General features: G+C 59.9%; 23 protein-coding genes and 1 pseudogene. 14 read left to right on the forward strand and 10 right to left on the reverse strand.

Translation table 11 applies throughout. The annotated features are described in order from the left end of the window. Positions 1-653 (forward strand): annotated as a pseudogene (locus tag KDL09_RS23285) (2-iminoacetate synthase ThiH); the annotation flags it as partial. A 47-nt stretch (positions 654-700) separates the two neighbouring features. Then, on the forward strand, positions 701-901 hold the full coding sequence (thiS, locus tag KDL09_RS23290; RefSeq protein WP_294390653.1) for a sulfur carrier protein ThiS: 201 nt from the start codon (positions 701-703) through the stop codon (positions 899-901). A 270-nt stretch (positions 902-1171) separates the two neighbouring features. On the opposite strand, the gene KDL09_RS23295 is transcribed toward thiS, so the two are convergent. The 4 genes from KDL09_RS23295 to KDL09_RS23310 all read right to left on the reverse strand — a co-directional run bounded on the left by KDL09_RS23295 (position 1172) and on the right by KDL09_RS23310 (position 4500). Beyond that, positions 1172-2071 carry a hypothetical protein gene (locus tag KDL09_RS23295; protein WP_294390655.1) on the reverse strand — a complete coding sequence of 300 codons (900 nt, stop codon included), beginning with the start codon at positions 2069-2071 and terminating at the stop codon, positions 1172-1174. 27 nt (positions 2072-2098) lie between these two features. Further along, positions 2099-3499, reverse strand: a complete 1401-nt coding sequence (locus KDL09_RS23300) for a nucleotide pyrophosphatase/phosphodiesterase family protein (RefSeq protein ID WP_294390656.1) — start codon at positions 3497-3499, stop codon at positions 2099-2101. Between the two features lie 81 nt (positions 3500-3580). Next, positions 3581-3964, reverse strand: a complete 384-nt coding sequence (locus tag KDL09_RS23305; RefSeq protein WP_294390657.1) for a DUF3307 domain-containing protein — start codon at positions 3962-3964, stop codon at positions 3581-3583. An 80-nt stretch (positions 3965-4044) separates the two neighbouring features. Next, entirely contained in the window at positions 4045-4500 is a 456-nt protein-coding gene (locus KDL09_RS23310; RefSeq protein WP_294390659.1) for a cyclic nucleotide-binding domain-containing protein, read from the reverse strand. A gap of 253 nt (positions 4501-4753) precedes the next feature. On the opposite strand from KDL09_RS23310, the gene KDL09_RS23315 reads away from it, so the two are divergent. From KDL09_RS23315 to KDL09_RS23325, 3 genes are read left to right on the forward strand one after another with little or no spacing between them, the layout of a single operon-like run. After that, on the forward strand, positions 4754-5242 hold the full coding sequence (locus KDL09_RS23315) for a TQO small subunit DoxD (protein WP_294390661.1): 489 nt from the start codon (positions 4754-4756) through the stop codon (positions 5240-5242). Between the two features lie 51 nt (positions 5243-5293). Then, entirely contained in the window at positions 5294-6751 is a 1458-nt protein-coding gene (locus tag KDL09_RS23320) for a Gfo/Idh/MocA family oxidoreductase (protein ID WP_294390663.1), read from the forward strand. 44 nt (positions 6752-6795) lie between these two features. Continuing rightward, positions 6796-7521, forward strand: a complete 726-nt coding sequence (locus tag KDL09_RS23325; RefSeq protein WP_294390666.1) for a discoidin domain-containing protein — start codon at positions 6796-6798, stop codon at positions 7519-7521. Between the two features lie 121 nt (positions 7522-7642). Here the strand turns inward: KDL09_RS23325 and KDL09_RS23330 are convergent, their stop codons facing one another. Beyond that, on the reverse strand, positions 7643-8014 hold the full coding sequence (locus KDL09_RS23330; protein WP_294390670.1) for a YkvA family protein: 372 nt from the start codon (positions 8012-8014) through the stop codon (positions 7643-7645). A gap of 144 nt (positions 8015-8158) precedes the next feature. Here KDL09_RS23330 and KDL09_RS23335 point away from each other — a divergent pair, with 144 nt between their 5' ends. Then, positions 8159-8530 (forward strand): hypothetical protein, encoded by a 372-nt coding sequence (locus tag KDL09_RS23335; protein WP_294390673.1) that lies wholly within the window; start codon positions 8159-8161, stop codon positions 8528-8530. 177 nt (positions 8531-8707) lie between these two features. Continuing rightward, positions 8708-11107 carry a VWA domain-containing protein gene (locus tag KDL09_RS23340; RefSeq protein WP_294390675.1) on the forward strand — a complete coding sequence of 800 codons (2400 nt, stop codon included), beginning with the start codon at positions 8708-8710 and terminating at the stop codon, positions 11105-11107. 86 nt (positions 11108-11193) lie between these two features. Here KDL09_RS23340 and KDL09_RS23345 read toward each other — a convergent pair whose 3' ends face one another. Further along, positions 11194-12627 carry a Gfo/Idh/MocA family oxidoreductase gene (locus tag KDL09_RS23345; RefSeq protein ID WP_294390678.1) on the reverse strand — a complete coding sequence of 478 codons (1434 nt, stop codon included), beginning with the start codon at positions 12625-12627 and terminating at the stop codon, positions 11194-11196. A gap of 100 nt (positions 12628-12727) precedes the next feature. Between KDL09_RS23345 and mtnA the strand changes: the two genes are divergently transcribed. Next, the gene (gene mtnA, locus KDL09_RS23350; protein WP_294390681.1) at positions 12728-13822 is read left to right on the forward strand and encodes an S-methyl-5-thioribose-1-phosphate isomerase; all 1095 of its coding nucleotides are present in this window, start codon (positions 12728-12730) and stop codon (positions 13820-13822) included. A 68-nt stretch (positions 13823-13890) separates the two neighbouring features. Here mtnA and KDL09_RS23355 read toward each other — a convergent pair whose 3' ends face one another. Both KDL09_RS23355 and rpsO read right to left on the reverse strand, forming a co-directional pair. Continuing rightward, the gene (locus tag KDL09_RS23355) at positions 13891-16041 is read right to left on the reverse strand and encodes a polyribonucleotide nucleotidyltransferase (RefSeq protein ID WP_294390683.1); all 2151 of its coding nucleotides are present in this window, start codon (positions 16039-16041) and stop codon (positions 13891-13893) included. A gap of 177 nt (positions 16042-16218) precedes the next feature. Next, positions 16219-16479: a 30S ribosomal protein S15 gene (gene rpsO / locus KDL09_RS23360; protein WP_294390686.1), complete on the reverse strand. Its 261-nt coding sequence runs from the start codon at positions 16477-16479 to the stop codon at positions 16219-16221. 189 nt (positions 16480-16668) lie between these two features. Here rpsO and leuB point away from each other — a divergent pair, with 189 nt between their 5' ends. Continuing rightward, entirely contained in the window at positions 16669-17775 is a 1107-nt protein-coding gene (leuB, locus tag KDL09_RS23365) for a 3-isopropylmalate dehydrogenase (RefSeq protein WP_294390689.1), read from the forward strand. A gap of 14 nt (positions 17776-17789) precedes the next feature. Here leuB and KDL09_RS23370 read toward each other — a convergent pair whose 3' ends face one another. Further along, complete coding sequence (locus KDL09_RS23370; RefSeq protein WP_294390693.1) at positions 17790-18746, reverse strand: D-2-hydroxyacid dehydrogenase; 957 nt, start codon at positions 18744-18746, stop codon at positions 17790-17792. Positions 18747-18822: 76 nt separating this feature from the next. Here KDL09_RS23370 and KDL09_RS23375 point away from each other — a divergent pair, with 76 nt between their 5' ends. Continuing rightward, a complete protein-coding gene (locus tag KDL09_RS23375) occupies positions 18823-19623 on the forward strand; it encodes a ThuA domain-containing protein (RefSeq protein ID WP_294390700.1) in 801 nt (266 codons plus the stop codon). A gap of 333 nt (positions 19624-19956) precedes the next feature. Here the strand turns inward: KDL09_RS23375 and araD are convergent, their stop codons facing one another. Beyond that, positions 19957-20655 carry an L-ribulose-5-phosphate 4-epimerase AraD gene (araD, locus tag KDL09_RS23380; RefSeq protein WP_294390703.1) on the reverse strand — a complete coding sequence of 233 codons (699 nt, stop codon included), beginning with the start codon at positions 20653-20655 and terminating at the stop codon, positions 19957-19959. 125 nt (positions 20656-20780) lie between these two features. Here araD and KDL09_RS23385 point away from each other — a divergent pair, with 125 nt between their 5' ends. From KDL09_RS23385 to KDL09_RS23400, 4 genes are read left to right on the forward strand one after another with little or no spacing between them, the layout of a single operon-like run. Beyond that, the gene (locus KDL09_RS23385) at positions 20781-21782 is read left to right on the forward strand and encodes a MoxR family ATPase (protein ID WP_294390706.1); all 1002 of its coding nucleotides are present in this window, start codon (positions 20781-20783) and stop codon (positions 21780-21782) included. Positions 21783-21794: 12 nt separating this feature from the next. Beyond that, positions 21795-22712: a DUF58 domain-containing protein gene (locus KDL09_RS23390; RefSeq protein WP_294390711.1), complete on the forward strand. Its 918-nt coding sequence runs from the start codon at positions 21795-21797 to the stop codon at positions 22710-22712. Continuing rightward, positions 22712-23272, forward strand: coding sequence for a DUF4381 family protein (locus tag KDL09_RS23395; RefSeq protein WP_294390714.1), 561 nt, complete (start codon positions 22712-22714; stop codon positions 23270-23272). The genes KDL09_RS23390 and KDL09_RS23395 overlap by 1 nt, the downstream gene beginning before the upstream one ends. Further along, positions 23269-24297 carry a VWA domain-containing protein gene (locus KDL09_RS23400; protein WP_294390718.1) on the forward strand — a complete coding sequence of 343 codons (1029 nt, stop codon included), beginning with the start codon at positions 23269-23271 and terminating at the stop codon, positions 24295-24297. Before KDL09_RS23395 ends, KDL09_RS23400 begins: the two co-directional genes overlap by 4 nt. The last annotated feature ends 5 nt before the right edge of the window (positions 24298-24302 follow it).

Raw genomic sequence — 24302 nt, forward strand, 5'->3', positions numbered from 1 at the left:
ATCAGGAGACCTACGATCGCGTCGTGTATGACCAGATGCACACAGCAGGGCCGAAGAAGGACTTCGACTGGCGGCTGGCATGTCCGGAACGTGGCTACGAAGGCGGTTTCCGCCGCATTGGCATCGGTGCGCTGTTTGGCCTGAGCGACTGGCGTCTCGAAGCACTGCGGCTCGCGGCGCATCTGGAGCATCTCTACAAGCACTGTTGGAAATCGTCCTTCACCGTCGCGTTTCCGCGTCTGCGTCCGGCGGCGGGCGGGTTCAAACCGATGACGGATTTCCCGGATTGGGCGCTGGTGCAGACGATCTGCGCCTTCCGCATCACGTTCCCAGAAGTCGGCATCATTTTGAGCACGCGTGAATCAGCGCCGCTGCGCGATGCGCTGGCACCGCTGGGCATCACGGTGATGAGCGCGGGCAGTCATACCGAGCCGGGAGGCTACACGGGTGCCGGGAACGATGATCTGCATCTCACCGTGCGCGGCAAACGCGTCGAAGTGGAGACGAAGGCCGAGACGAATCGCGCGGAAGGCCAGTTCGGCATCGCGGATCAGCGTTCGGCGCACAGCGTGGCCGAGATGCTGCGCCAGCGCGGCCTGGATCCTGTTTGGAAGGACTGGGATGCGTCGATCCTCGCGACGATGGTGGCTTGAGGGCGCAATGACGAAATCAGAATGAGGAATGACGAATTTCTAATCCCATGAAGATCACTTTGAACGGAGAGAAGCGTGAGTTTGAAGCCCCGCAGACGGTGAAGTCGCTGCTGGCGGCCGTCGGGCTGGCCGGCAAGCCGGTGGTGGTTGAGCAGAATCAAGCCGCGTTGCTGCCGCGTGAGATTGAGACCGCCACGGTGAGCGATGGCGACGTGATCGAGATCGTGCAGATCACGGCGGGAGGGTAGCCAGTGCATCGGTGAGAGGCGAAACGAAGATTTGAACCGCTGATATGACGCTAATGAGACGCTAATGTCAGAGATTCAGTATTAGCGTCTCGTCAGCGTCACATTAGCGGTAAAAGGAATGGGGAGATGACGTGGAGTGGACGTTTTCCCGCGCTCCTTCAGAGCGCGACCGAATGAGAACGGGCCGGGATGATGCGCAACTCCCAGGGCTAGCGCCCTGGGCTGAATCGAGCGGCCCGTTGGGCCGGGTTGAAATCCTTATCGAACAAGTCAGACGAGACGAACTGGAGCCCAGAGAGCAGTTTTGACGCCGTGCTTTTCCATCGCTTCGCGGAAACGTTGGGTGACGATGATCTCTCGATAGGGAGCGAAAGGTTCGCCCACAAACTCCTGGGTCATGGCAATGTCGAAGTGAGGCAGTTGCTCAACATCGGCACGGCTGTAAACCAGTTCGGCTGGCTGGAAGCCAGCGTCATCCCAGTAATAACCGAGATTGCCTGCGGGAGGTCCGTCCTCGGTGACGAAACCGCCATGCGTGTCCTGCCGCCGCGTTTTGCAGGCCGGCATGCGCACCGTGCTCCCAAATTGCCAGAGGCTCTTGAAGCCGGGCCTGCGCGGCTTTTCGTAACTGGCTTCTTTGAACTTCACCGCCGCGAGTCTGGCTGCTTTGAGGGCGGTTTTGAGCTTCTCACTCATCAGCACACTGACGTGGTAGTAGGAGCGGCCAAAATCGATCTTGTTCTTCAAGCGTTGACTGACCTCCACCACATAAACCTCACCACTGCGGTCCGGGGCAAATTCAGCAAACTTTCTTTCTGATCCCGCAAGCCGTAGCAGCTCTGCGGCACAGATCTCATTCCGTGAATAAGTGCGGCGACGAGTAATCGCGAACTCCTTGTCATGATTTTCACGTCTTACTATGTAATGAGGATACCACGTCATTCCATAGCCGCTGAGGACTTGGAAAATGGACTCCCATCGTTGGTCGCCTTCAGGAAGACAAAATTGAACCCATCGTCCTCTATTGCCACGAGGCAGCCTTGTAACCTCTTCACCTCCAGCATCCTCCAACTCTTCGATTAGCAGAGGTGAATCGATATAAACAGATCCCATGCTACCCCAGTGTTGCCCGTTATCATGTATGCTCAATTCATGAACAACTTGTGGCATGGCGACAGGCTTTTGAGTGGAACTAAACTACACCGCCACGCCAGCATACCCGTGTCCGAGTGAGCAGAGGCGGAAGAGGTGGTTGCAGACTTCGTGGGCGGCGAGGGTGCCGGTGCGGGGGAGTTGATCGAAGTCGCCGATGAGGACGGGCCAGTCGCTGCGATCTTCGGGAACGCGGCCGTGCGAGCCTTTGACGAGCGTGGCGTCGAGCGGGATGACGTCCATGAGCATGCGTTGGCCGATGGCCTTTTTCGCGAGCTTGGTGGCGACTTTGAGCTTGGGCCACTTGATGTTCGGGTCGAGGAAGAGCTCGACAGGGTCGTAGCCGCATTTGCGGTGAATATCGACGCAGCGGGCGAAGTCAGGCGCTTTGCGGTCGTCCTGCCAATAGTAGTAGGTGAACCAGCTTTTCGCGTCGGCGACGGCGATGAGATCGCCGCTGCGTTCGTGATTGAGACCGTGGAGATGTTTTTCCATCTTGCCGAGCACCTGCGCGACGCCGGGCGTGGTTTCGAGCGCGCCACGGACGTTGTTGAGAATGCTCTGATCATTCACGTAGATGTGTGCGACCTGATGATCGGCGATGGCGAAGGCCTTCGAGCCGCCGAGATCGAGCGTTTCGCGTCCGAGTTCATCTTTGATCGACAACCAGCCACGTTCGCGGAAGACGAGGTTCAGATGGACGGGCTGTTCGACGTTGGTGATGCCGTATTCGGAGAGGAGGACGACCTTGATGTTGCGCGTCTCGTAGAAGCGGATGAGATCGCCGACGACGTTGTCGATCTGGCGAAGGTCGAAGCGGATCTTCTCCATGTCGAGGCCGACGCGCTGGAGGTTGTAGTCGAGATGCGGCAGGTAAACGAGCGAGAGTCCGGGCCAGTGCTTTTCCTCGATCCACTTCGCGCTTTCGGCGATCCAGATGGACGACTTGATATCTGACCCGGGCCCCCAGAAGTGGCGGAAGGGAAACGGGCCGAGGTCTTTTTTGATGCGATCCCGCAGCGGCATGGGCTGCGTGTGAATGTCGAAGACCTTGCGGCCATCCGCGGGATAAAGCGGGCGCGGCGTGATGGCGATGTCGGCGGTGGAGTACATGTTGTACCACCAGAAGAGCTTCGCGCAGGTAAACTGCGGATCGACACGGCGCAGCGCCTCCCACAGTTTCTCGCCCTGCACGAGCTGCTCGGGCTGCTTCCAGAAACGATGCTCGGCGTAGTCGCGGTCATACCAGCCGTTGGCAACGGCTCCGTGGTCGCGCGGCAGGCGGCCGGTCAAATACGTGGCCTGGGCGGTGCAGGTGACGGCAGGCAGCACCGGTTCAATGAGGGCGGAACGGTTGCGCTCGACAAAGGCGCGGATCGCCGGTGTGTGCTCGCCGATGAGCCTCGTGGTGAGGCCGACGACGTTCAGGATGGCGGTGCGCTGCATGGTTGGGTTTGCTGTTCTCAGTTCGCTGTTCGCGGTTTTAGCACAAAAACTGGGAACGGCGAACCGTGAACTGCAAACAGATCACCAAAGCATCGCCACGACAACGTACACGACCTTGCAGACGTAATGCAGAGCCTGATCCTGATTGAAGGTGGTCTTGTTCTCGCACTTGGCGAAATCGATGACCCAGTGCAGAACGAATTCGACAAGGCAGGTGATGAAACATCCGGTGATGGCCCAGACCATGCAAGCATGAAGCAGACAGTGGGCACTCATGCACCACGGCCAGATCTGAACCGGTCGTGAAGGATCCTGCAGCTTGTAGAGCAGGTGCCGGTTCTTGCAGGTGGAGAGGAACTCGCCCTGCAGCGGATAGTCCATCAGCGCATGGCCGGCGAACAGAAGGAAGATGACCTGGATGGCTTCCAGCGAAGTGTGAGGAGGAAATGGCAGCAGGCCGGACATGCGGAAATTTTCCATTGAGAACACCAGACCGCAATGCGCGCAAAACTGATGCGCAATGCGGCCGGTCTCACTTCCGTGAATCAGGCGCTGTAGAAGGCGGCGATCTTCTCATTCACCGCACGAAGCCGGTGCGAAATGGTGCGTCCGACGCCGATGAGCAGCCAGGCGGCGGCACGGGGATACTCGTTGATGTAGCTTTCGAGGGTTTCACTGTCGATGCGCCAGACCTGGGAAAACTCGACCGCGGTCACGCTGGCGCTGGCGACATTGGGATCGAGGAGGTTGATTTCTCCGATCGTCTCCCCTTTTTGAATCGAACCGAGGAGCACCTTGTGACCACCACGCATGGCGGTGGCGTGGAACTTGCCGGAGACCACAAAAAAGAGGCTGTTCTGCTGCTGGCCTTCTTCAATGAGGTGCTGGCCGGGCTGCACAGGAAGGAATTCGCCGTATCCACTGAGGATGTCGCGATCCTCATCACCGAGCGGTTCGAGGATGCCTTGTGCGGGAAGCTTGGGAGTCGAGAGGGAACTCATGGGAGTCGTTAGGATGAATTAAGTGCCCTTTTTTAAGCGGAGATGCCCTGAATGGCAAGTACCGTGAATAATAAGCTCTGAAAGCCCGAATTCGGCCGACATCAGGTCATTCGCGAACATCCGCCTTTCTCGAACACATCTGCCTGCGAAGTTCGTTCAGATTTACGAACTATGTAGGTTCTAAATTCTGCTGGATTTCCAAGTTCAACGCTTCAAAATCGGCCCTCCCTCATCAACCCAACCAGATCATCACATGTCCGACTCATCCTCTTCCAAATGCTGCGGCAGCAGCGGTTATGCTTTTGCTCACCTGCTTCTCCGCCTTTGGGTCGGCATGCGCTTGTTCATGGCGGGCCTCGACAAGTTCCGCTGGGGCAACGGCCCGGACACCACTTTCAGCATCGCCAACTACACGGATAAGAAGGGGCCGCCGATCTCGAAGCTGATGGCCACGAACAGCTTCCTGCCTGAGTCGATGTGCAATGCGTTCGGCAGCACCATCGGATACATTTTGATCCCTGTCGGCATCTGGGTCGCCATTGGCATCTGCACCGAATTTGGCCTGCTTGCCGCCGGTCTGGTGTTCCTGATGCTGGGATTCGGTCTTGCCGCCCTGCCAGACGACACGGAAGTCGTCTCCAACATCGGCCTCTCCATCCTGATCGTGGCTGCCGCGCTCGTGACTGCGAAGGCGAAGACCTTCTCCCTCGACGGCATCCTTTCCCGCAAGAAGGACGCGTAACGACCTCTTCGGATCGTTATGGTTAGTGAACCCCAGCGCGTGATCGCACCCATGAATTCCCAGCCTTCCACCTCTCCAGCGCCGCTGTCCCGCTTCATGGACCGCCGCGGATTCCTCCGCACCAGCGCCCTCACCAGCAGCGGGCTTTACCTTGTCACCAGCAAGACGGCCGTAGCCCAGCAAACCGCCGCAGGCCGAACGATCAAGTGCGCCCTCGTTGGTTGCGGCGCGCAGGGCAATGCGCTCCGCGTCGCCTCCAAGGACGTTCCTGGCATCCAGTGGGTCGCCATGTGTGACATCTGGAAGTTCTCCATCGCCAAGACCCGCGGCGGATTCCTCGGCGAAAATAAGGATCAGGTCGAAGGCGAGATCAAAATCTACGAAGACATCAACGAGATGCTCGACAAGGAGCCGTCGATCGAAGCCGTCTTCATCGCCACGCCCGACTTCATGCACGCACCCTACTCGCGTCTTTGCCTGGAACGCGGCAAGAACGTGTACTGCGAGAAGATGATGAGCAACACGCTCGAAGGTGCACGCGACATGGTGCGCGCCGGCAAAGCCAACCCCGGGATCTTCCAGATCGGCCACCAGCGCCACAGCAACCCGCGCTATCTGAACCTGCGCGACAACGTCATCAAGCCGGGCAAGATGATGGGGCGCATCACTCACGCCTACGCCCAGTGGAACCGCGGAGTTTCCGGCAGCGCCCCCCAAGGTGCGGTGAAAGGCTACGACATCCCTCAGGAAGTCCTCACCAAGCACGGCTACGGCAGCATCGAGGAGTTCCGCAACTGGCGCTTCTTCAAGAAGTACGGCGGCGGCCCGCTCTCCGACCTCGGCGCGCACCAGATCGACATGTTCAACTGGATGTATGAGTCCGCCCCCGTCTCTGTCATTGCTTCCGGCGGTGTGGATTATTTCGACGGCAACGATGGCCGCCCCAAGTTCGAACTGCCAGACAACGTGATGTGCATCTATGAGTTCAAGACGCCCGAGGGAGCCCTCCGCGCCTACTATCAGGTGCTCACCACCACGGGATCTCAGGGCGCCTATGAGAAACACATGGGCACCGGTGGCACCGCCATCATTTCGGAGCTCGACACCAACGGCAACCAGCTCTACGCCGAACCCGGCCAGGATTGGGAGGCGTTTGCCATCGGCGACAACGCGCCCATCGCCAAGGCCGCTGACAAGGCCAAGAACAAATTCTGGGAACATCCCCGTGACTGGGAAAAGCCCAAGCCGCCTTCCTATGGACCGGTCAGCATGGCCGACGTTCGTGAAAGCAAGGCCCTCTCCCAGTGGGAGCTCAACGTCAAGCTTTCCCGCAAGCCGCACTCACCGCACATTCAGAACTTCATTGAGGCCGTGCAGACCAAGAACCCCGCGCACCTCACCTGCAATGTTGAGGCCGCCTTCAAGTCCTGCGTCACGGTGCTGAAGGCCTACGAGTCGATTGCATCCGGAGCCAAATACATCTTCACGCCTGAGGACTTCCAGGCCTGATCATTCCGAAACGTAAACCCAGTCATCCACACCCAGTTCCCCTCATGAAAAACACCATCCATACCCTCGCGGGCCTAGCGCTCGCCATCACCCTTGCCTCCTGTGGCAAGACCGAAGAAAAGAAGGCCGAAGGCGGAGCCGCGGCTCCTGCCGCAGCCGCTCCAGCCGGAGACCTTGAAGAAATCAAGCTTGAGTTCCCCAAGCCCATGTTCATCGGCACCCCGGTGCCTGCTGAACTCCCGAACCTTGAGAAGGCCGATCCAAGCAAGGTCGTGAAATCCATCATGGTTCCGAAAGGCACCACCAATCTCGCCAAAGGCAAGACCGTGACCAGTTCGGACTCCGCCCCGATCATTGGCGAACTCTCGTTGGTGACCGACGGTGACGCCGACGGTGCTGACGGTTCCTTCGTCGAACTCATGCCCGGCAAACAGTGGGTGCAGATCGACCTCGGCTCCGAATCCAACATCTATAAAATCGCCATGTGGCACTACCACAAGCAGGCCCAGGCCTACATCGACGTGGTCGTGCAGGTTTCCAACGATCCTGAGTTCAAGACCGGTGTCACCACCCTCTGGAACTCCGACCACGACGAATCCTCCGAAATGGGCAAGGGGGGCGATCCCGCCTATGTCGAAACCAACCACGGCCGAGTCATCGACGGCAAAGGCACCAAGGCCCGCTACGTGCGCCTCTGGAGCAATGGCAACACCAGCAACGACATGAACCACTATTGTGAAGTTCAGGTCTATGGTACGCCTGCCAAGTAGGCTGAATCAGCTTCTTGTTTGATCCACCGCCGTGCAGCGCCCCTGCACGGCGGTTTTGTTTCCTGCCATGTTTGCCACTCCCGTTTGAAACAGAGAAAGGCGAACCGGGAACAAAACTACATCACACATCCACCACCAGCCCTTCCTTCGCTCGCTCAGCCTGCCACTCTTGATAGCGTTCCAGCTCCCGCTGCACGAGCTTCAGACAGAACGCCACCACCGTCGCATCGTCGAGGTAGCCGATGCCGACGATCACGTCCGGGATCACATCCGCCGGATTGAGCACATACAGCAGCGCCAGAGACACTGCGCTGATCGCCCAGTAAGGAATCTCACGGTACGCGCCCTTCCAGTAGTCTTTCACCATGCTCAGCATCACCTTCGCCTGCTCAAACAGCTTCTTCAGCTTAGGTAGCTTGTCCTCGATGTCCTTTGCCCGCTGGTTCACCTTCGCGATGTCCAGATCGTGGTCGCCGTTGGCGGAAGTGCTCATGGCGCGAAAATAACGATCGCCGGAAACAAGTCCAGCCGGTGGTGCCAGTGACTGCGTGCGGTCATGATTTGAGCAAATCCTGTATCCAAGGCGGGAATCATTGCCGCTTGAGGTGTCGGACATGCATGCAAGACTGTCAGCCCTATGAAACTTACCTCTCTTCTCTTGATAGGGTTGCTCGGAGGCGTTCTCGCTTCATGCAACAAAACACCGGAAGCCACCAAGGCTTCTGAGGACACGAAAAAGGCCGCAGAAGCGGTGAAGGAGGCGGTCAAATCAGACGTCGATGCTGCCGCCAAAGAAGTAAAGGCCGCCACAGAGGCTGCGGAAAAGAAGGCGGTGGAGATGAAGGCCGCTGCTGAAAAAGAAGCTGCTGCTCTCAAGGAAGCAGCGGAGAAGAAGGCTGCCGAAGCCGCCAAGGCCGCCGAAGAAGCTGCCAAAAAGGCCAAGGAGGCGCTCACGCCTCCTGCGCCGCCGACACCAGCCCCTTCCGTAAATACGGAACCGCCCAAATAACGGATTGGGTCAGCATGTCCGTTTAGGCGGTTGTCGCAGCATGCTACACAACCGCTTTATTCTTTTGCGCCCTCAGGCGCACCTCAGACGTAAAAGCATCCAGAATAAGCAAGCCAGGCGGGTACTTGGCCAGATCCCCCGTCTGCATCAATTAGCCAGGCTACAGGAGCTAAGACCATGAAACGTTTTCTTGTCAGTGGGTTGATGGGATGGGCATTGCTCATCGGAATCTCAAGTGCGCAAGCCCAGCAGGCCGCCGCACCCTCACGCGCGATCATCGTTTTTGATGCATCGGGCAGCATGTATGGACAGGTCCCCGGCGGAGTGAAGATCGACATCGCCAAAAAAGTCGTGAGTGACATCGTCGGTACAATCGACCCCGCGATGGAACTCGGCCTGATGGCCTATGGACATCGAAAAAAGGGCGACTGTGAGGACATCGAACTGCTGGTTCCTCCGCAGGCCGGCAGTGCGGCGGCGATTCTGAAAGCCGTGACCGCCCTGCAGCCGAAAGGAAAGACACCTCTCACCGCCGCAGTGATTCAAGCTGCGAAGTATCTGAAGTTTGAGGAGGCGAGAGCCTCCGTCATCCTCGTGAGCGATGGCGTGGAAACTTGCGATCAGGATCCGTGCATGGTGGCCGAAGAGCTGGAACGGCTCGGAATCGATTTCACCTGCCACGTCATCGGCTTCGACCTCAAGCAGGGTGAATCCTCCGGTTTGGAATGCCTCGCCAAAAAAACCGGCGGCATGTACCTCGCCGCCAAGGATGCCTCCACGCTCAAAGCCTCGCTGGAAACGGCGATGAAACAGGTGGTCAAACCTGTGACGACACTCGTCGTCGAAGCAAAAAAATCCTCCGGCGGAGCGCTGCTCGACGGTGTGTCCTTCCAGCTTTTTGCCGAAGGCAGCGGTGAAACGGCACTCGCCACCGGCAGCGGCGGCCGCTGGAGCACCGAACTGCCCAAGGCGGGCAAATATACCATCAGTGCCAAATACAACGGCAAGGTCATCGAGGTCGAGGCAAGGGCGAAGGAAGGCGAAACGGTGACCAGAGAAGTCGTGTTTGCCGAAACCGGACTCAAGGCTGTCGCCTACGACAAGGAAGGCGGCAGCGCTTTTGAAAAAGATGTGTCATGGAATCTCTATGGCCCGGCAGATGCCGAGGGGAATCGCGTGAAGTTCGCCTACAGCTATGACGCGCAGCCGTTCCTCAAGGTGGCCGCCGGAACCTACTTGCTCCAGGCCACACGCGGAAATGCCAGCGCCAGTGTTGAAGTAACCGTCAAGGAAGGTGCACCGCAGCAGGTGGCGGTCATTCTCGGCAGCGGCAATTTCAAACTCAGTGCCATCACTGCCGAGGGCCAGCCATCCATCACCAAGGATCTCGCCTGGGAGGTCTTCGGTCCTGCGGATGCCGAAGGGCAGCGCAAAAAACTCGCCTACAGCTACGATGCACAGCCCAGGCTCACGCTTCCTTCCGGCCCCTGCCTCATCACCGTGACTTACGGCAATGCCAAAGGCCGCCTCGAGGCCGAGGTGAAGGCGGGCGTGACACAGGACGTCGTCGTGCTGATCGGCAGCGGCAAGGTCAAGGTCTCCGTCGTCATGGAAGAAGGGGGCACACCGCTTTCCAAGGACGTCTCCTGGCAAGTTTTTGGCGAACCCGATGCCGAAGGCAACCGCGCCCAAGCCGCCTACAGTTATGAAGCCCAGCCGACCTTCTCGCTGCCGGCGGGCAAGTTCCTTGTCCAGGCCCAGGTGGGAAATGCCAAGGGCACTGCCGAAATCGAGATCAAAGCCGGTGCCGTGATGGAAAAGGTCATCGCTCTCGGTGCCGGACGCGTCAAAGTCTCCGCTGTGGCCGTGGCGGGTGGCGAACCGATTTCGAAAGATGTCGGCTGGGAAGTGTTCGGACAGCCCGATGCGGAAGGAAATCAAACGAAGGCAGGGTACAGCTACGAGGCACAGCCCACGTTCAGCCTTCCGGCTGGAAAGTACTTCTTCGTGGCAACGTGGGGACGCGCGGTATCCCGCCAGGAAGTGGAGGTGAAGGCGGGCAAGCTCACCGAAGTGCCAGTTATCCTAAACGCCGGCACACTGGCGCTTTCCGCTGTGATGGCTGAAGGCGCGGATCCAGCTCCGGACAATCTGAGCTGGAACATCTTCGGCGAGCCGAATGCCGAGGGCGAGCGCAAGAAGGCAGACTACAGCTATGACGCGCAGCCCAAGTCCCGCCTCATCGCCGGCAAGTATCTCGTCAACGTGACACGCGGGGCAGTCAGCGCCAAGGCGGAGGTCGAAATCACCGCAGGCAAAATGACCACCCAGGTCATCAATCTGAACGCCGGCACGCTCAAGCTCACTTCGAACACTGACGGCAACTGGGAGGTTTTTGGCCCTCAGGATGCTGAAGGGAACCGCAAAAAACTCACCTACTCATACGACAAGCAGTTTAAGGTATCCATCCCCGCCGGGAAGGTACTTGTTGTGCGCAACGAGGGCCAGAAAAAGGCCCAGCAGGAGGTCGAGATCAAAGCCAACGCTCTCAGCGAGCTGACCCTCGACGCGAAGTAGTCTTCACAGGAATCAAGAGAGCGGTGCTGCTGTTTGGGCAGCACCGCTTTGGCTATGGACCGAACCTCCTGTGAGGAAACCGGGGATCAAACTTCCTTCGGCACTTCGTAGCCGGAACGATACTCGCGTGTGAGCAGCGCTAGCGCTTCTGGCGAGGCCGTGTCTCCGACAAAGGTCTCCTTCGCGACATCGAGTTCCAGCATCGGCCCCATTTTGATGTCGAGCGTCGATGCATCGAGCTCGTTCTTGACCAGATGCTCGTGGAAGTCTGCGATCACGTCGTTCCACGGTTGGAAATCCTTCACCGCGGCCTCGGCCTGCTCCCGCACATACTTGTGACCAAGACGATAGCTCGTGTTCGCCAGATGGCACCAGGCGCTGGAGTAGTGGATGTCTTCGATCTCGGCCTTTAGGTCGCTCGATTTGCGGCTGCGCAGCGCGGCGATGAAATTCGCGGCGTGCGTCTTGCCGCCGTCGCCTTTGAAGGTGTGAAGCTTTTTGCCGTCGGCATCATACGCCGTGCCACCGCCGCGGCTGCCGGTGTAGTAGCCGCCTTCGCACTCGATGATCAGGAACGCACCCGTGCGACGACGCAGGTAAACATCCGGCGCCTTCACGCCCTTCTGGCGTGGCAGGTTGTGGAAATCGACGATCACCGGAATGTCGCCCGTGTCCATGTAGGCGAAGTGCGTGTTTGGCGTCTCACCCGCGTCATTCCAGGCAAAACGACCGCCACCGGCGATCACGCGCTTTGGAAGCGGCACCTTGTCGCGGAAGACGACGTTGCGCAGATCGTCGAGGATGTGCGGTCCCCAGTTGCCCATCTCGCCGTTGCCGGTGTTCCAATTCCAATGCCAGTCGTAGTGCAGCTTCTCGCGGTAGATCGGCTCGTCCTTCGCCGGACCAAGCCACAGATCGTAATCCACCGTCGCAGGAGGTGTGAGCGGCTTGTCGATTTTGCCGATGGTGTTGCGCAGGCTGTAGTGATTGCAGCGCACATACTTGATCTTGCCCATCGTTCCTGCGTCGAGGAAGGCCTTGATCTCGTCCTGCAGCGGGTCGCTGCGCTGCTGCGTGCCGCCCTGCACGATGCGGTTGTACTTCCGCGCGGCTTCCACCAGCTTGCGGCCTTCCCAGATGTTGTGGGAGATCGGCTTCTCAACATAAACATCCTTACCTGCCTGAATCGCCCAGATCGAGGCGAGCACGTGCCAGTGGTTGCAGGTGGAGACGACCACGGCGTCCACATCCTTGTCCTCCATCACCTTGCGCAAATCCTGCGTGGTCTTCGCATTCGGATACGCCTTCTTCGCGCGATCCAGCGCCACGGTGTCGGGGTCGCAGAGATAAACGATCTCCACTCCTGGCACCTTCGCCATGCGGCCTGCGTTGCCATTCCCCTGCCCGCCAAGACCAATCGAAGCGATACGAATGGTCTCGTTCGCCCCCATGACCCGGCTGGCGGACAAGGCGGTGAAAGCGAGGGCGGACTGCGAGATGAAAGTGCGGCGTGAGGTCATGGTTGAATTGGGTTGTGGTGCCTTTTTGCCAGATCACAGCCTCGCATGCAAGACTTTCGAAGCTAAGGTCCGCCGTCACCTCCCCGAGCCAACTCCTGACATGAACATCCACGGCCAGCCGCACCGCACCATCGAAGGCAATCCCACGACACGCACCGCACGCATTCTCGACCAGACTCTGCTGCCGCATCACGTGGAATGGCGCGAGTTGCGCACGCTGGACGACACCGCAGAGGCCATTCGGGTCATGCGCGTCAGAGGTGCGCCGCTCATCGGTGCCACGGCTGCCTTCGGCATGTTCTTTGCCTTGAATGCAAACGCTTCGGACGCGGGACTGCAGCATGGATACGACACCCTCCTCGCCACGCGCCCCACGGCGGTGAACCTGCGCTGGGCGCTGGACCGCATGAAGCGCGTCGTCTTATCGCTTCCAGTCGATCAGCGCGCCGATGCCGCGTGGGATGAAGCGATGGCCGTGGCCGAGGAGGATGTGTGCACCAATCATGCTCTCGGTGCTCATGGCCTGCAGGTGATCCAGGCGATCCAGGCTCAAAAGGAGGATCCCACCGCGCCCTTGAACATCATGACGCATTGCAACGCCGGCTGGCTGGCCGGAGTGGACTGGGGCACGGCGCTTTCTCCCGTCTATCACGCCCATCAGGCCGGCATAAACGTCCATGTCTGGGTCAGCGAGACACGACCTCGCGGACAGGGTGCATCACTCACCGCATGGGAACTGCGCGAGCAAGGCGTGCCGCACACGTTGATCGTCGATAACAACGCCGGGCATCTGCTGCAGCGTGGCTTCGTCGATCTCGTCATCGTCGGCGCCGATCGCGTCAGCGCGCAAGGCGATGTGGCGAACAAGATCGGCACCTACCTCAAGGCACTCGCCGCCAAAGCCCATGACGTTCCCTTCTACGTTGCCATGCCGGTCAGCACCATCGACTGGACCATCACTGACGGTGTGCGCGACATCCCCATCGAACAACGCAGCGCCCGCGAAGTCACTCACATGCCTGGCTTGAACGATGAAGGCGATCGCGAAGAAGTGCTCATCACCCCCGCCGACACGCAGGCGCGCAACGACGCCTTCGATGTCACGCCTGCTCATCTCGTGACGGCATTGATCACTGAACAGGGCGTGTTTGAACCTGCCGCAGAAGCGTTGAAAGCCATCAAGCCGCAACCATGAATGACCGCACAAAAAAGGGGCCGCTCGAAAGCGGCCCCTCGTGGTTTGATTGATATCTTGGCTGAGGCTTAGCCCACGTCAGCAGCAGGAGCTTCAGCCTCCGCCTTGGCGGCGGCGTCCTTCTCCTTCATCGCGGCTTTGCGGCTCATCTTGATGCGGCCTTTTTCGTCGATGCCGACGCACTTGGCGGTCACGATGTCACCGGTCTTAACGACGTCTTCAGTCTTGTTGACGCGGAAGTCGGCGAGTTCGCTGATGTGAATCAGGCCGTCCTTCTTGCCACCGAGGTTCATGAAGGCACCAAAGTTCGTCGTGCTGACGACGCGACCGGTGTAGGTCTTGCCGACTTCGATTTCCTGGGAGGTGCCGTTGACCATTTCGACCGCGCGGTCGAGGCTTTCCTTGCGGGAAGCGTAGATGTACACGGTGCCGTCGTCTTCGATGCTGATCTCAGCGCCGGACTCGGCCTGGATGGCCTTGATGTTCTTGCCGCCAGGACCGATGAGCTCACCGATCTTGTCAGGGTTGATCTTCACGATCTCGATGCGCGGAGCATACGGGCTGAGCGGCTTCACTTCGGCGATGGCCTGGGCCATGGCGGAGAGAACCTGCGTGCGGCCTTCCTTGGCCTTGACGATGGCTTCTTCGAGGATGCTCAGAGGAATGCCGGGGAGCTTGAGGTCAAGCTGGTAACCGGTGACGCCTTCGGTGGTGCCGCAGAGTTTGAAGTCCATGTCGCCGAAGTGGTCTTCGCTGCCGATGATATCGAGCATCGTGAGGTAGCGCTTCATGTTGTCGCCTTCGAACTCGGTCACAAGACCAACGCTGATGCCGCCGACAGGGCGCTTGATCGGCACACCTGCGTCGAGGAGAGCCATGACGCCGGAGCACACGGAGGCCATCGAGGTGGAGCCGTTCGACTCCATGACTTCGCTGCTCACGCGGATGGCGTAGGGGAAGGTTTCCTTCGGCGGAATGACAGGCTCGATCGAGCGCTCGGCGAGCGCACCGTGGCCGATTTCACGACGGTTCTGACCACCGAAGCGGCCAGTTTCACCGACGGAGAACGGAGGGAAGTTGTAGTGAAGGATGAAGCGCTTGGAGTCAGGGCCACCGGCGTAGGTGTCCATTTCCTGGGCTTCGTCAGCAGGAGCGAGCGTGGCGATGGAAAGGGCCATCGTCTCACCGCGGGTGAAGCTGGCGGAACCGTGCGTGCGGGGAAGCACGGAGGCTTCACCGGAAAGCTGACGGAGCTGGTCGATGCCGCGGCCGTCGCAACGGCTCTGCTTGTCGAGGATGGAGATGCGGAAGGCTTTCTTCTGCAGGTAGTCGAAGGCCTGGCTCACTTCGAAAGCGGTGGCTTCCGGGAACTTGGCCTTGATGGCTTCAGCGACTTCGTCCTTCAAGGCGCCGACGGCTTTGCCACGGGCAACCTTGGACGGCGTGTAGAGAGCGCCTTCGATGCGGTCGCCTGCGACGGCGTAGGCGATTTCGAGAAGCTCGTCTTTCACCAGCATGAGAGGCACTTCGCGCTTCGGCTTGCCAGCGAGCTTCGTGAGTTCTTCCTGGGCGGCGACGATCTTGGTGACTTCGCCTTGGGCAAAGTGCAGCGCTTTGACGAATTCAGCCTCTGGCAGCTCATTGGCGGCGCCTTCGATCATGATGACGTCGGTCTTGTTGCCGACGTACACGAGGTCGAGGTCGCTGTCGAGACGCTGGGACTGCGTGGGATTGATGACGAACTCACCATTGATGCGGCCAATGCGCACCGCGCCGACAGGACCGGCGAAAGGAATGTCGGAAACGCAAAGAGCGGCGGAGGCGCCGTTCATCGCGCAGATGTCCGGATCGTTCTGGCCGTCTGCGCTGAGCAGGATGGCGACGACCTGGGTGTCGTAGTAGTAACCTTTCGGGAAGAGCGGACGGAGAGGGCGGTCCGTCATGCGGCAGGTGAGGATTTCCTTTTCCGTCGGACGGCCTTCGCGCTTGAAGTAACCGCCGGGGAAACGGCCTGCTGCAGAAGCTTTTTCCTTGTACTCAACGGAGAGAGGGAAGAAGTCCTGGCCTTCTTTGACTTTCGTCGCGGAGACGGCGGTGACGAGGACGATGGTGTCGCCGAGGCGCACGGTGACGGCGCCGTCAGCGAGCTTGGCAAACTTGCCGGTTTCGATTTCGAGGGTTCCAGCACCGAGCTGGATTTGTTGTGTGTGGATGGCCATAGGTTGGCTGTGTGTTCTTTGGTTTGGTTTTGGGTGAAATGCATTTCGGGCTTCAGCCCGTCAGTGACGCGTTCTGAACGCATCATGCCGCATCAACGTCGGTCATGCCGACATGCGTGAAGGAGCCTGAAACAGAAAAGGGGCGATGCCTTTGGCATCACCCCTCGTGAAATTCTGTTAGCGGCGAAGACTGAGGCTCTTGAGCAGCTTCTGATAGCGCTCGTTGGCCGTCAGCTTGAGATAGTCGAGCAATTTGCGACGACGTGCGACCATCTGAAGCAGGCCGCGACGTGTGGAATGGTCTTTCTGATGCGTGGCAAGGTGCTGCGTCAGATCGTTGATTCGCTTCGTCAAGAGAGCCACCTGGACGTCGGCGCTGCCGGTGTCCTTTTCGTGGATCTTGAAGGAGGTGGAATCGATGGTGGTTGCTTCGCTCATGGTTTGTTTGAATGGCCGGACAACTTGTCAGGCGGTGTGTGTTCTAGGATGTGGGGCCGCGAAGGAACCATAAAGCCCCTTTTTGGCAAGGGGAAGTTTCGGGCTTTGTGTACAAGTTTTTGACCACCCGGGGGCAAATCCCGGGGCTTGCCTCCCGGCCCATCCTCATCCATAGACCCGGCCCCTTTTATGTCCCGCTCCTTCACACTCGCAGTCCTCCCCGGCGACGGCATCGGCCCTGAAGTCATGGCCGAGGCGCTTCGCGTCCTCGACGCCATCGCCAGCCGCTCCGGCATCAGCTTCAGCTACAAGCACGAACTCGTCGGCGGTGCGGCCATCGACGCCGTGGGCAAGGCCCTTCCCGAGCAGACCATCAAAACCTGCGAAGCCAGCGATGCCATCCTCTTTGGCTCCGTTGGCGGCCCGAAGTGGGAGCACCTGCCACCGAATGAGCAGCCCGAACGCGGCGCCCTGCTTCCCATCCGCAAGCATTTCGGCCTCTTCGCCAATCTGCGCCCTGGTATCTGCTATCCGGCGCTCACCAGTTCGTCTCCGATCCGTCCCGACCTCGTCGAAGGCGGCTTCGACGTCCTCTGCGTGCGTGAATTGACCGGCGGCATGTACTTCGGCCAGCCGAAGAGCCGCACCACGCTGCCCGATGGCGACATCGAGGTCATCGACACCATGGTTTACAAGAAGAGCGAGATCGTGCGCATCGCCCACGTCGCCTTCAAGGCCGCGCAACTCCGCCGCAAGCACGTCACCAGCGTGGACAAGGCCAACGTGCTCACCAACTCCGTCCTCTGGCGCGAAACGATGATCGAAGTCGCCAAGGAATACCCCGATGTGACCCTCGCGCACCTCTACGTGGACAACGCCGCCATGCAGCTCATCAAGGCGCCGCGCAGCTTCGACGTGCTGGTCACCGAAAACCTCTTCGGCGACATCCTCAGCGATGAAATGGCCATGATCGCCGGCTCGCTCGGCATGCTCGCCAGCGCCAGCCTCGGCAAGCCGAAGGGCGACGGCCTCTACTTCGGCCTCTTCGAGCCCAGTGGCGGCACCGCCCCCGACATCGCCGGCATGGGCATCGCCAATCCGATCGCTCAGATACTCTCCGCCGCGCTGCTCCTGCGTTTCTCCCTCGGCCTCGAAAAAGAAGCCGTCGCCATCGAGTCCGCCGTCAAGAAGGTCATCGACGACGGCCTCCGCACGGGCGACATCTTCAGCGGCGCCCCCGGCACGCGAAAGGTCAACACCAAGGAGATCGGCGACGCGGTCATCGCCGCTCTCTAAGTTTGGCTAGTCAGTCAAGTATTCACCACATTCACCGGCTTCCCCGCCAGGAAGGCTTTCAGGTTCGCGGCGGTCATGTCGATGAGGCGGGCGCGTGATTCGCGGCTGGCCCAGGCGATGTGCGGGGTGATGAGACAGTTCTTTGCGCCGATGAGCGGATTGCCGCCCTTCGGCGGTTCGACGGAAAGCACGTCGAGCCCGGCGCCGGCGATGCGGCCTTCGTTGAGCGCTTTCGCCAGCGCGGCTTCATCGACGAGCGGTCCGCGACCGGTGTTGATCAAAAACGCCTCACGCTTCATCAAACTGAGCGTGCGTTCGCCGATGAGATGCTTCGTGGCATCGGTCAGCGGGCAGTGTAGACTGATCACATCCGACTGGCGGAAAATGTCGTCGATCTCAGCAGCCTCGACGCCTGCGGGCGGCGGCTCCTTCCACGTGCGCTTTGAGGCGAGCACCTTCATGCCAAACGCCGCACCGATGCGCGCCACGGCGCTGCCAATTTCGCCATAACCGATGATTCCCAGCGTGCGTCCAGCCAGTTCGACAATCGGATAATCCCAGTAGCAGAAGTCCGGGCACTTCGTCCATCCGCCCTGCTCCACGCTCTTCGCCGCATGGCCGACGTGATTGGCCAGTTCCAGCATGAGCGCGATCACATGCTGCGCGACGGCCGGCGTGCCGTATCCCGGCACATTCGTCACCACGACCCCGCGTTCCTTCGCCGCGACGACGTCCACCACATTGTAGCCTGTGGCGATAACACCGATGTATTTCAAATCCGGCAGAGCCTCGATGATTTCACGTGTCAGAGGCGCCTTGTTCGTGATCACGATCTCCGCACCGGCACAGCGTGCGACGGTTTGATCCAGCGGCGTGCGCGCATGCACCTCACAAGGAGCGATGGCTTCAAGCGGTTGCCAGTTGAGGTCGCCAGGATTTGCGGTGTGGGCGTCGAGAAGAACGATTTTCATGAGTGGGCGGCACCGTTAGCCGAAAATGCAGATTTTTGGGAGAAAAAGTCATCCGATGACGATAAAGCATCCCACCATGCGCCCCCTCCTCGTCTCGCTCCTCTCCGCCGTCTGTCTTTTTGCCCTCGCCGCCCCTGCGCCGGAGGCGAAACCGCTCAAGGTTCTGATGGTCACCGGCGGCTGCTGTCATGATTACGAAAACCAGAAGCTCATCCTCGCGGAAGGCATCAGTGCCCGGGCGAATGTCGAGTTCACCGTCGTTCATGAAGAAGGCCCGGGCGGAAAGAAGGACAAGACACACCGAATCTCCATCTACGAAAAGGACAACTGGGCTGAAGGCTACGACGTCATCCTGCACAACGAGTGCTTCGGCGGCGTCGAGGACGTGGCCTTTGTCGAGCGCATCGCCAAGGCCCACTTCAACGGCGTGCCCGCCGTGATGCTGCACTGCTCGACCCACAGCTACCGCATGGCCAAGACCGACGAATGGCGCAAGTGCATCGGCCAGACTTCGATGAGCCACGAGAAGAACCGTGATTTGAAAGTGAAGAACATCGCAGAAGGCCATCCGGTGATGAAAGGCTTTCCCAAGGAGTGGCTCGACGCCAAGGACGAGCTCTACAAAAACGAAAAGCTCTGGGAGAACTTCGTTCCGCTCGCCAAGGCCTATGGCGAAGACACCAAGATGGATCACAATGTCATCTGGGTGAACCGATACGGTGAGGGCAAAGTTTTCGGCACCACCCTGGGCCACAACAACAGCACGATGGAAGATCCTGTGTACCTCGACCTCGTCACGCGCGGTCTGCTCTGGGCCTGCGGCAAACTCGGCGAAGACGGCAAACCGCTGCCCGGTTACGAATCCAAGCAGAAGTAGTCGTCACGCGCCGCAGAGCACCGCGTCCAAAGTCTTGAGCAGCATCGCCAGCGCCCGCTCTCTGGAGTGCTATTGCGAGAGTTCCAAGGCCATCTCATCGTTGGCCGGCATATTCGCAGATCGAGGCATTCGTCTCGCGTTGCCTCCATTAAAACTGGGCATATGGGCATGCTTGTAGCCGACCGGATCAAATTTTTGCCACAGCTCGTCACGCCTTTCGGCAGAGCACCCCGGTAAAAAGGACATGGCCATCAGTGAGGCCAATGGCAGCAGAAGCAGCAAACGGTTGGTTTGAAAGCGGGACAAGAATTTCACAGGACGGTGAGACTGAGGTTACTTCTGCCCGTAGTACGCCCCCGGGCCGTGTTTTCGCAAATGATGCTTTTCCAGAATGTACCCGGGGATGGAATGCATCGCAGGATTCAGCGTGGCGGAACCGAGAGCCATGTGGGCGCACATCTCGAGAGCGATGCTGTTCTTGAGCGAATCCATCGCACTTTTGCCAAAGGTGAAAGGCGCGTGGTGAAGCTGGAGCACCGCGGGCATCTCAAGCGGGCTAAGGTTTAATTCCCGTAAGCGCTCGACGATGGCGACACCCGTAAAATGTTCATAGTCCTGCGTCACTTCCTCAGGGGTGAGCGCACGCACGATGGGCACGGTGCCATGGAAGTGATCGGCATGCGTGGTGCCGTAGCAGGGCAGCTCGCGGCCGGCCTGCGAGAACATCGTGGCGTGCAGGCTGTGCGTGTGGGTGATGCCGCCGATTTCAGGAAATTCGCGATAAAGGACGAGGTGCGTCTTGGTGTCAGACGAGGGTCGCAGGCTGCCTTCGACCACTTTGCCGTCGAGGTCGAGGATCACGATGTCGTCCGGCTTGAGAACCGCATAATCGACACCGCTCGGCTTGATGCCCCAGAGACCGGAAGCACGGTCGATGCCGCTGACATTTCCCCAAGTCAGGCGCACGAGGCCGCTGGGTTCAAGGGCGCGATTGGCTTCACATACTTGCTCACGGAGTTCCTGGAGGGTCATCCGCATCATCAAAGCCGAAACCTCCGACAATTCCAGCAACATAAACAGGCACGGCCGGCGTTAATACGTTGATCCTTGAAGGTTGACGTGGGTAACGCCCCCGTTGACCTGTACCGCTTAACCACATGCCTGCCACCGAAGCCCCCCCTGCCGTTCCTGATCAGGAAGCCATCGTCAAAGCCTCCTCCTGGGTGGCTCCGCTCCGAACCGAAATCGCCCGCGTGCTCGTTGGACAGACGGCGCTTGTGGACCGCCTGCTGGTAGCCCTGCTTACCAACGGCCACGTCCTGCTCGAAGGGGTGCCGGGCATCGCCAAAACGCTCGCCGTGCGCACCCTCTCAGGGACCTTGAAGGCGAAGTTCCAACGCATTCAGTTCACACCGGACCTCCTCCCTGCGGATGTCATCGGCACCATGGTGTATCATCCGAAGGACGGCACGTTTACTCCTCGCCTCGGCCCGATCTTCGCCAATCTGGTGCTGGCAGACGAAATCAACCGTGCGCCCGCCAAAGTGCAAAGCGCCCTGCTCGAAGCGATGCAGGAGCGGCAGGTCACCATCGGCGAGAACACCCACAAACTGCCTGATCCCTTCATGGTGCTGGCCACACAGAACCCGATCGATCAGGAAGGAACTTACACGCTGCCGGAAGCGCAGCTCGACCGCTTTCTGCTCAAAGTACGTGTCACCTACCCGACACCCGTCGAGGAGCGCCAGGTGCTCGATGCCATGGCCACATCCGCTCCCAAGCTGGATGTCACGCAGGTCACCGATGTCAGCGCCATCAGTGCCAGCCGCGTGGTGGTGAACAATCTCTTCATGGACGAGAAGATCCGCGACTACATCGTCGCCCTCATCCACGCCACGCGTCATCCCGAAGCACTGGCGCCTCACCTGAAGCTGCTGATCCGCTGCGGTGCATCGCCTCGTGGCACGATCAATCTCGCCCTGGCAGCCAAGGCCCTGGCCTTCCTCAACGGTCGCAACTACGTCATCCCACAGGACATCAAGGATCTCGCCCCCGACATCCTGCGCCACCGCATCCTGCTTTCATACGAAGCCGAAGCGGAAGGCGTGACCACGGATGACGTGGTCAGAACACTGCTCGACAAACTGCCGGTGCCTTAATCCGCCCACACCGTGAACCGGGAAACTGCGCAGAACGACAACGACGCCAGACTCACGCGCATCCTCAAGCGCGTGCGCCGCATCGAACTGCTCACGCGTGGCATGGTGAAGGAGATGCTCGGCGGGCAGTACCATTCACGGTTCAAAGGCCAGGGCATCGAGTTCGACGACTTCCGCGAATACCAGCCCGGTGACGATGTGCGTTTCATCGACTGGAACGTCACCGCGCGCATGAACGATCCCTTTGTGCGCAAGTACGTCGAGGAACGCGAGCTGACGGTCATGCTGTGCGTCGATGTCAGCGGCTCCGGAGACTACGGCAGCCAGGAAGACTCGAAACGCGAGCGTGCGGCGGAGATCGCCGCCGTATTCGCCTTCAGCGCCGTGCAGAATCAGGACAAGGTGGGCCTCACTCTTTTCTCCGACGCCATCGAGCAGTACCTCCCGGCACGCAAAGGCGCACCTCATGCCCTGCGCATATTGCGCGACATTTTGAACAACGAACCGAAGCGGCAAGGCACGAACATCAAGCCCGCGCTCGACCTTGCCCTCGAACGCATCGCCCATCGCGCGCTGGTGATTGTCGTTTCGGATTTCATCACACCCGATCACGACTGGGAAAAAAGCCTGCGCTCCGTCGCGGCGAAACATGACGTGGTGGTGGCGCAGATCATGGACCCGCGGGAGGTCATCCTGCCGGATGCAGGCCGCGTCTGCCTTGAGGATCCTGAGACAGGAGAACAATTCATCGTCAACACCTCCAATCCACAGGTGCGGAATCAGTACGCCCAACGGATGGCCGAACGGCAGAATGCGCTCACGCATCTGCTGCGACGCTGCGGAGTGGAACGCATCACGGTGCGCACTGATGAAGACTACGTGCCGGCCTTGAAGGCCTATTTCCGCACGCGCAGAAGGAGGAAGCGCTGATGAACGCCACGTGGCTCATCACCAGTATGCTGCTGGCGCAGTTTTCTGGACCGCCTCCGCTGCCGCACCCCGAGCTTCCGCCTCCGGACAATGTGGAGCTTCCTCCGCCGTGGTGGATCCCGTGGGCGATCGCTCTGATTGTCCTGCTTCTGATCCTGCTCATCGTCGTGCTCCTGACTCGTCCAAAGCACGCACCTTCGCCGCCGCTGCGTCAGCCTTGGAGCGCCGCGTTTCGTGCCCTGAGCGATCTGCGTACGCGAATCGAATCCATTCCGCCGCACGACATGAGCCACCGGGTCTCGCAGATTCTGCGCCGCTATCTCCAGGAGCGCTACGCGGTGCCGGCCCCTGCGCGCACCACGCGTGAAATCTTCAACGGAACAGCGGAACGGCTGCCCGGCGTGCCCATTCCACGCGCGCAGGGCGTCTGGCGTGAGCGGTTTGAGCCTGTCGCCCATCTCTGTGACGACATTTCGTTCATGCCGGCTCCGCGAACGCAGGAGGAATCGACCATGCTGATCGACCAGGCGCTGGCGCGCATGCAGGAGGAAAAGCCATGACGATTCCCGGCATTCCCAATTTTCAATTCCTGCATCCGTTGTGGCTGTTGCTGGTGCCGCTGGTGCCGCTCCTCGCGATGCTGCGCGGTGCACGCGGTCGGCGTGCGGCCATCAAGTTCCCCACTGCTTCATTGCTGCGGGATCTGGGAAGACCCGCACGCAGCGGCCTGGGCGGCTTCATCTTTGGCCTGATCCTGACGAGCCTCACCTTTGGCATCGCAGCGCTGTCGCGTCCGCAGAAGGTGCTGTCGTTCGACGAAGAGAAAGCCGATGGCATCGCGATCATGCTCACCGTGGACGTGTCCCTGTCGATGCTGATCGAAGATTTCTACATTGGTGGTCAGCCCGTGAACCGTCTCACCGCAGCCAAGCGTGTGATGGCGGACTTCATCAAGGGACGTCGCAGCGACAAGATCGGCATCGTGGCCTTTGCAGGTGAAACCTACCTGCCCTGCCCGCTCACGCTCGATCGCGACTGGCTCATCAACAACCTCGACCGCGTGCAAACTCAGCGCGTTGGAGACGGCACCGCCATCGGCTCGGGCATTGCCTCCGCCGCCAATCGAATGCGCCGCGAGAAGTCGCCCAGCAAGGTGATCGTGCTGCTCACCGACGGCGCCAACAACTCCGGCCGCCTGAGCCCGCAGGACGCCGCAAAACTGGCCGCGACGCTCGGAATCAAGATCTACACCATCGCCATCGGCACGCCGGGCGTTCACAGCATCCCTGATCCGAAACGCGGCACGTTCACCCCGGTCGGGCAGCAGTTGTTTGATGAAGGGACGCTCAAGGAAGTCGCCTCCATCGGCAGTGGACAGTTCTACATGGCGCAGAACCTCAACTCACTCAGCGATGTATTTGCTACGATCGACAAGCTCGAGAAAACGAAGATCGAACGACGCAAGATCATCGAGACCCATGAACTCTTCCCCTGGCCGCTGGCGGTCTCCGCCATTGCGCTGTTTCTCGCCCTGCTGCTTTCGCTGACCGTTCTGCATTCGGCCCCCGAACCGGTCGCCACCTGAGAATG

It is taken from the genome of Prosthecobacter sp. (genome assembly GCF_020439865.1).
Lineage (GTDB): Bacteria > Verrucomicrobiota > Verrucomicrobiia > Verrucomicrobiales > Verrucomicrobiaceae > Prosthecobacter.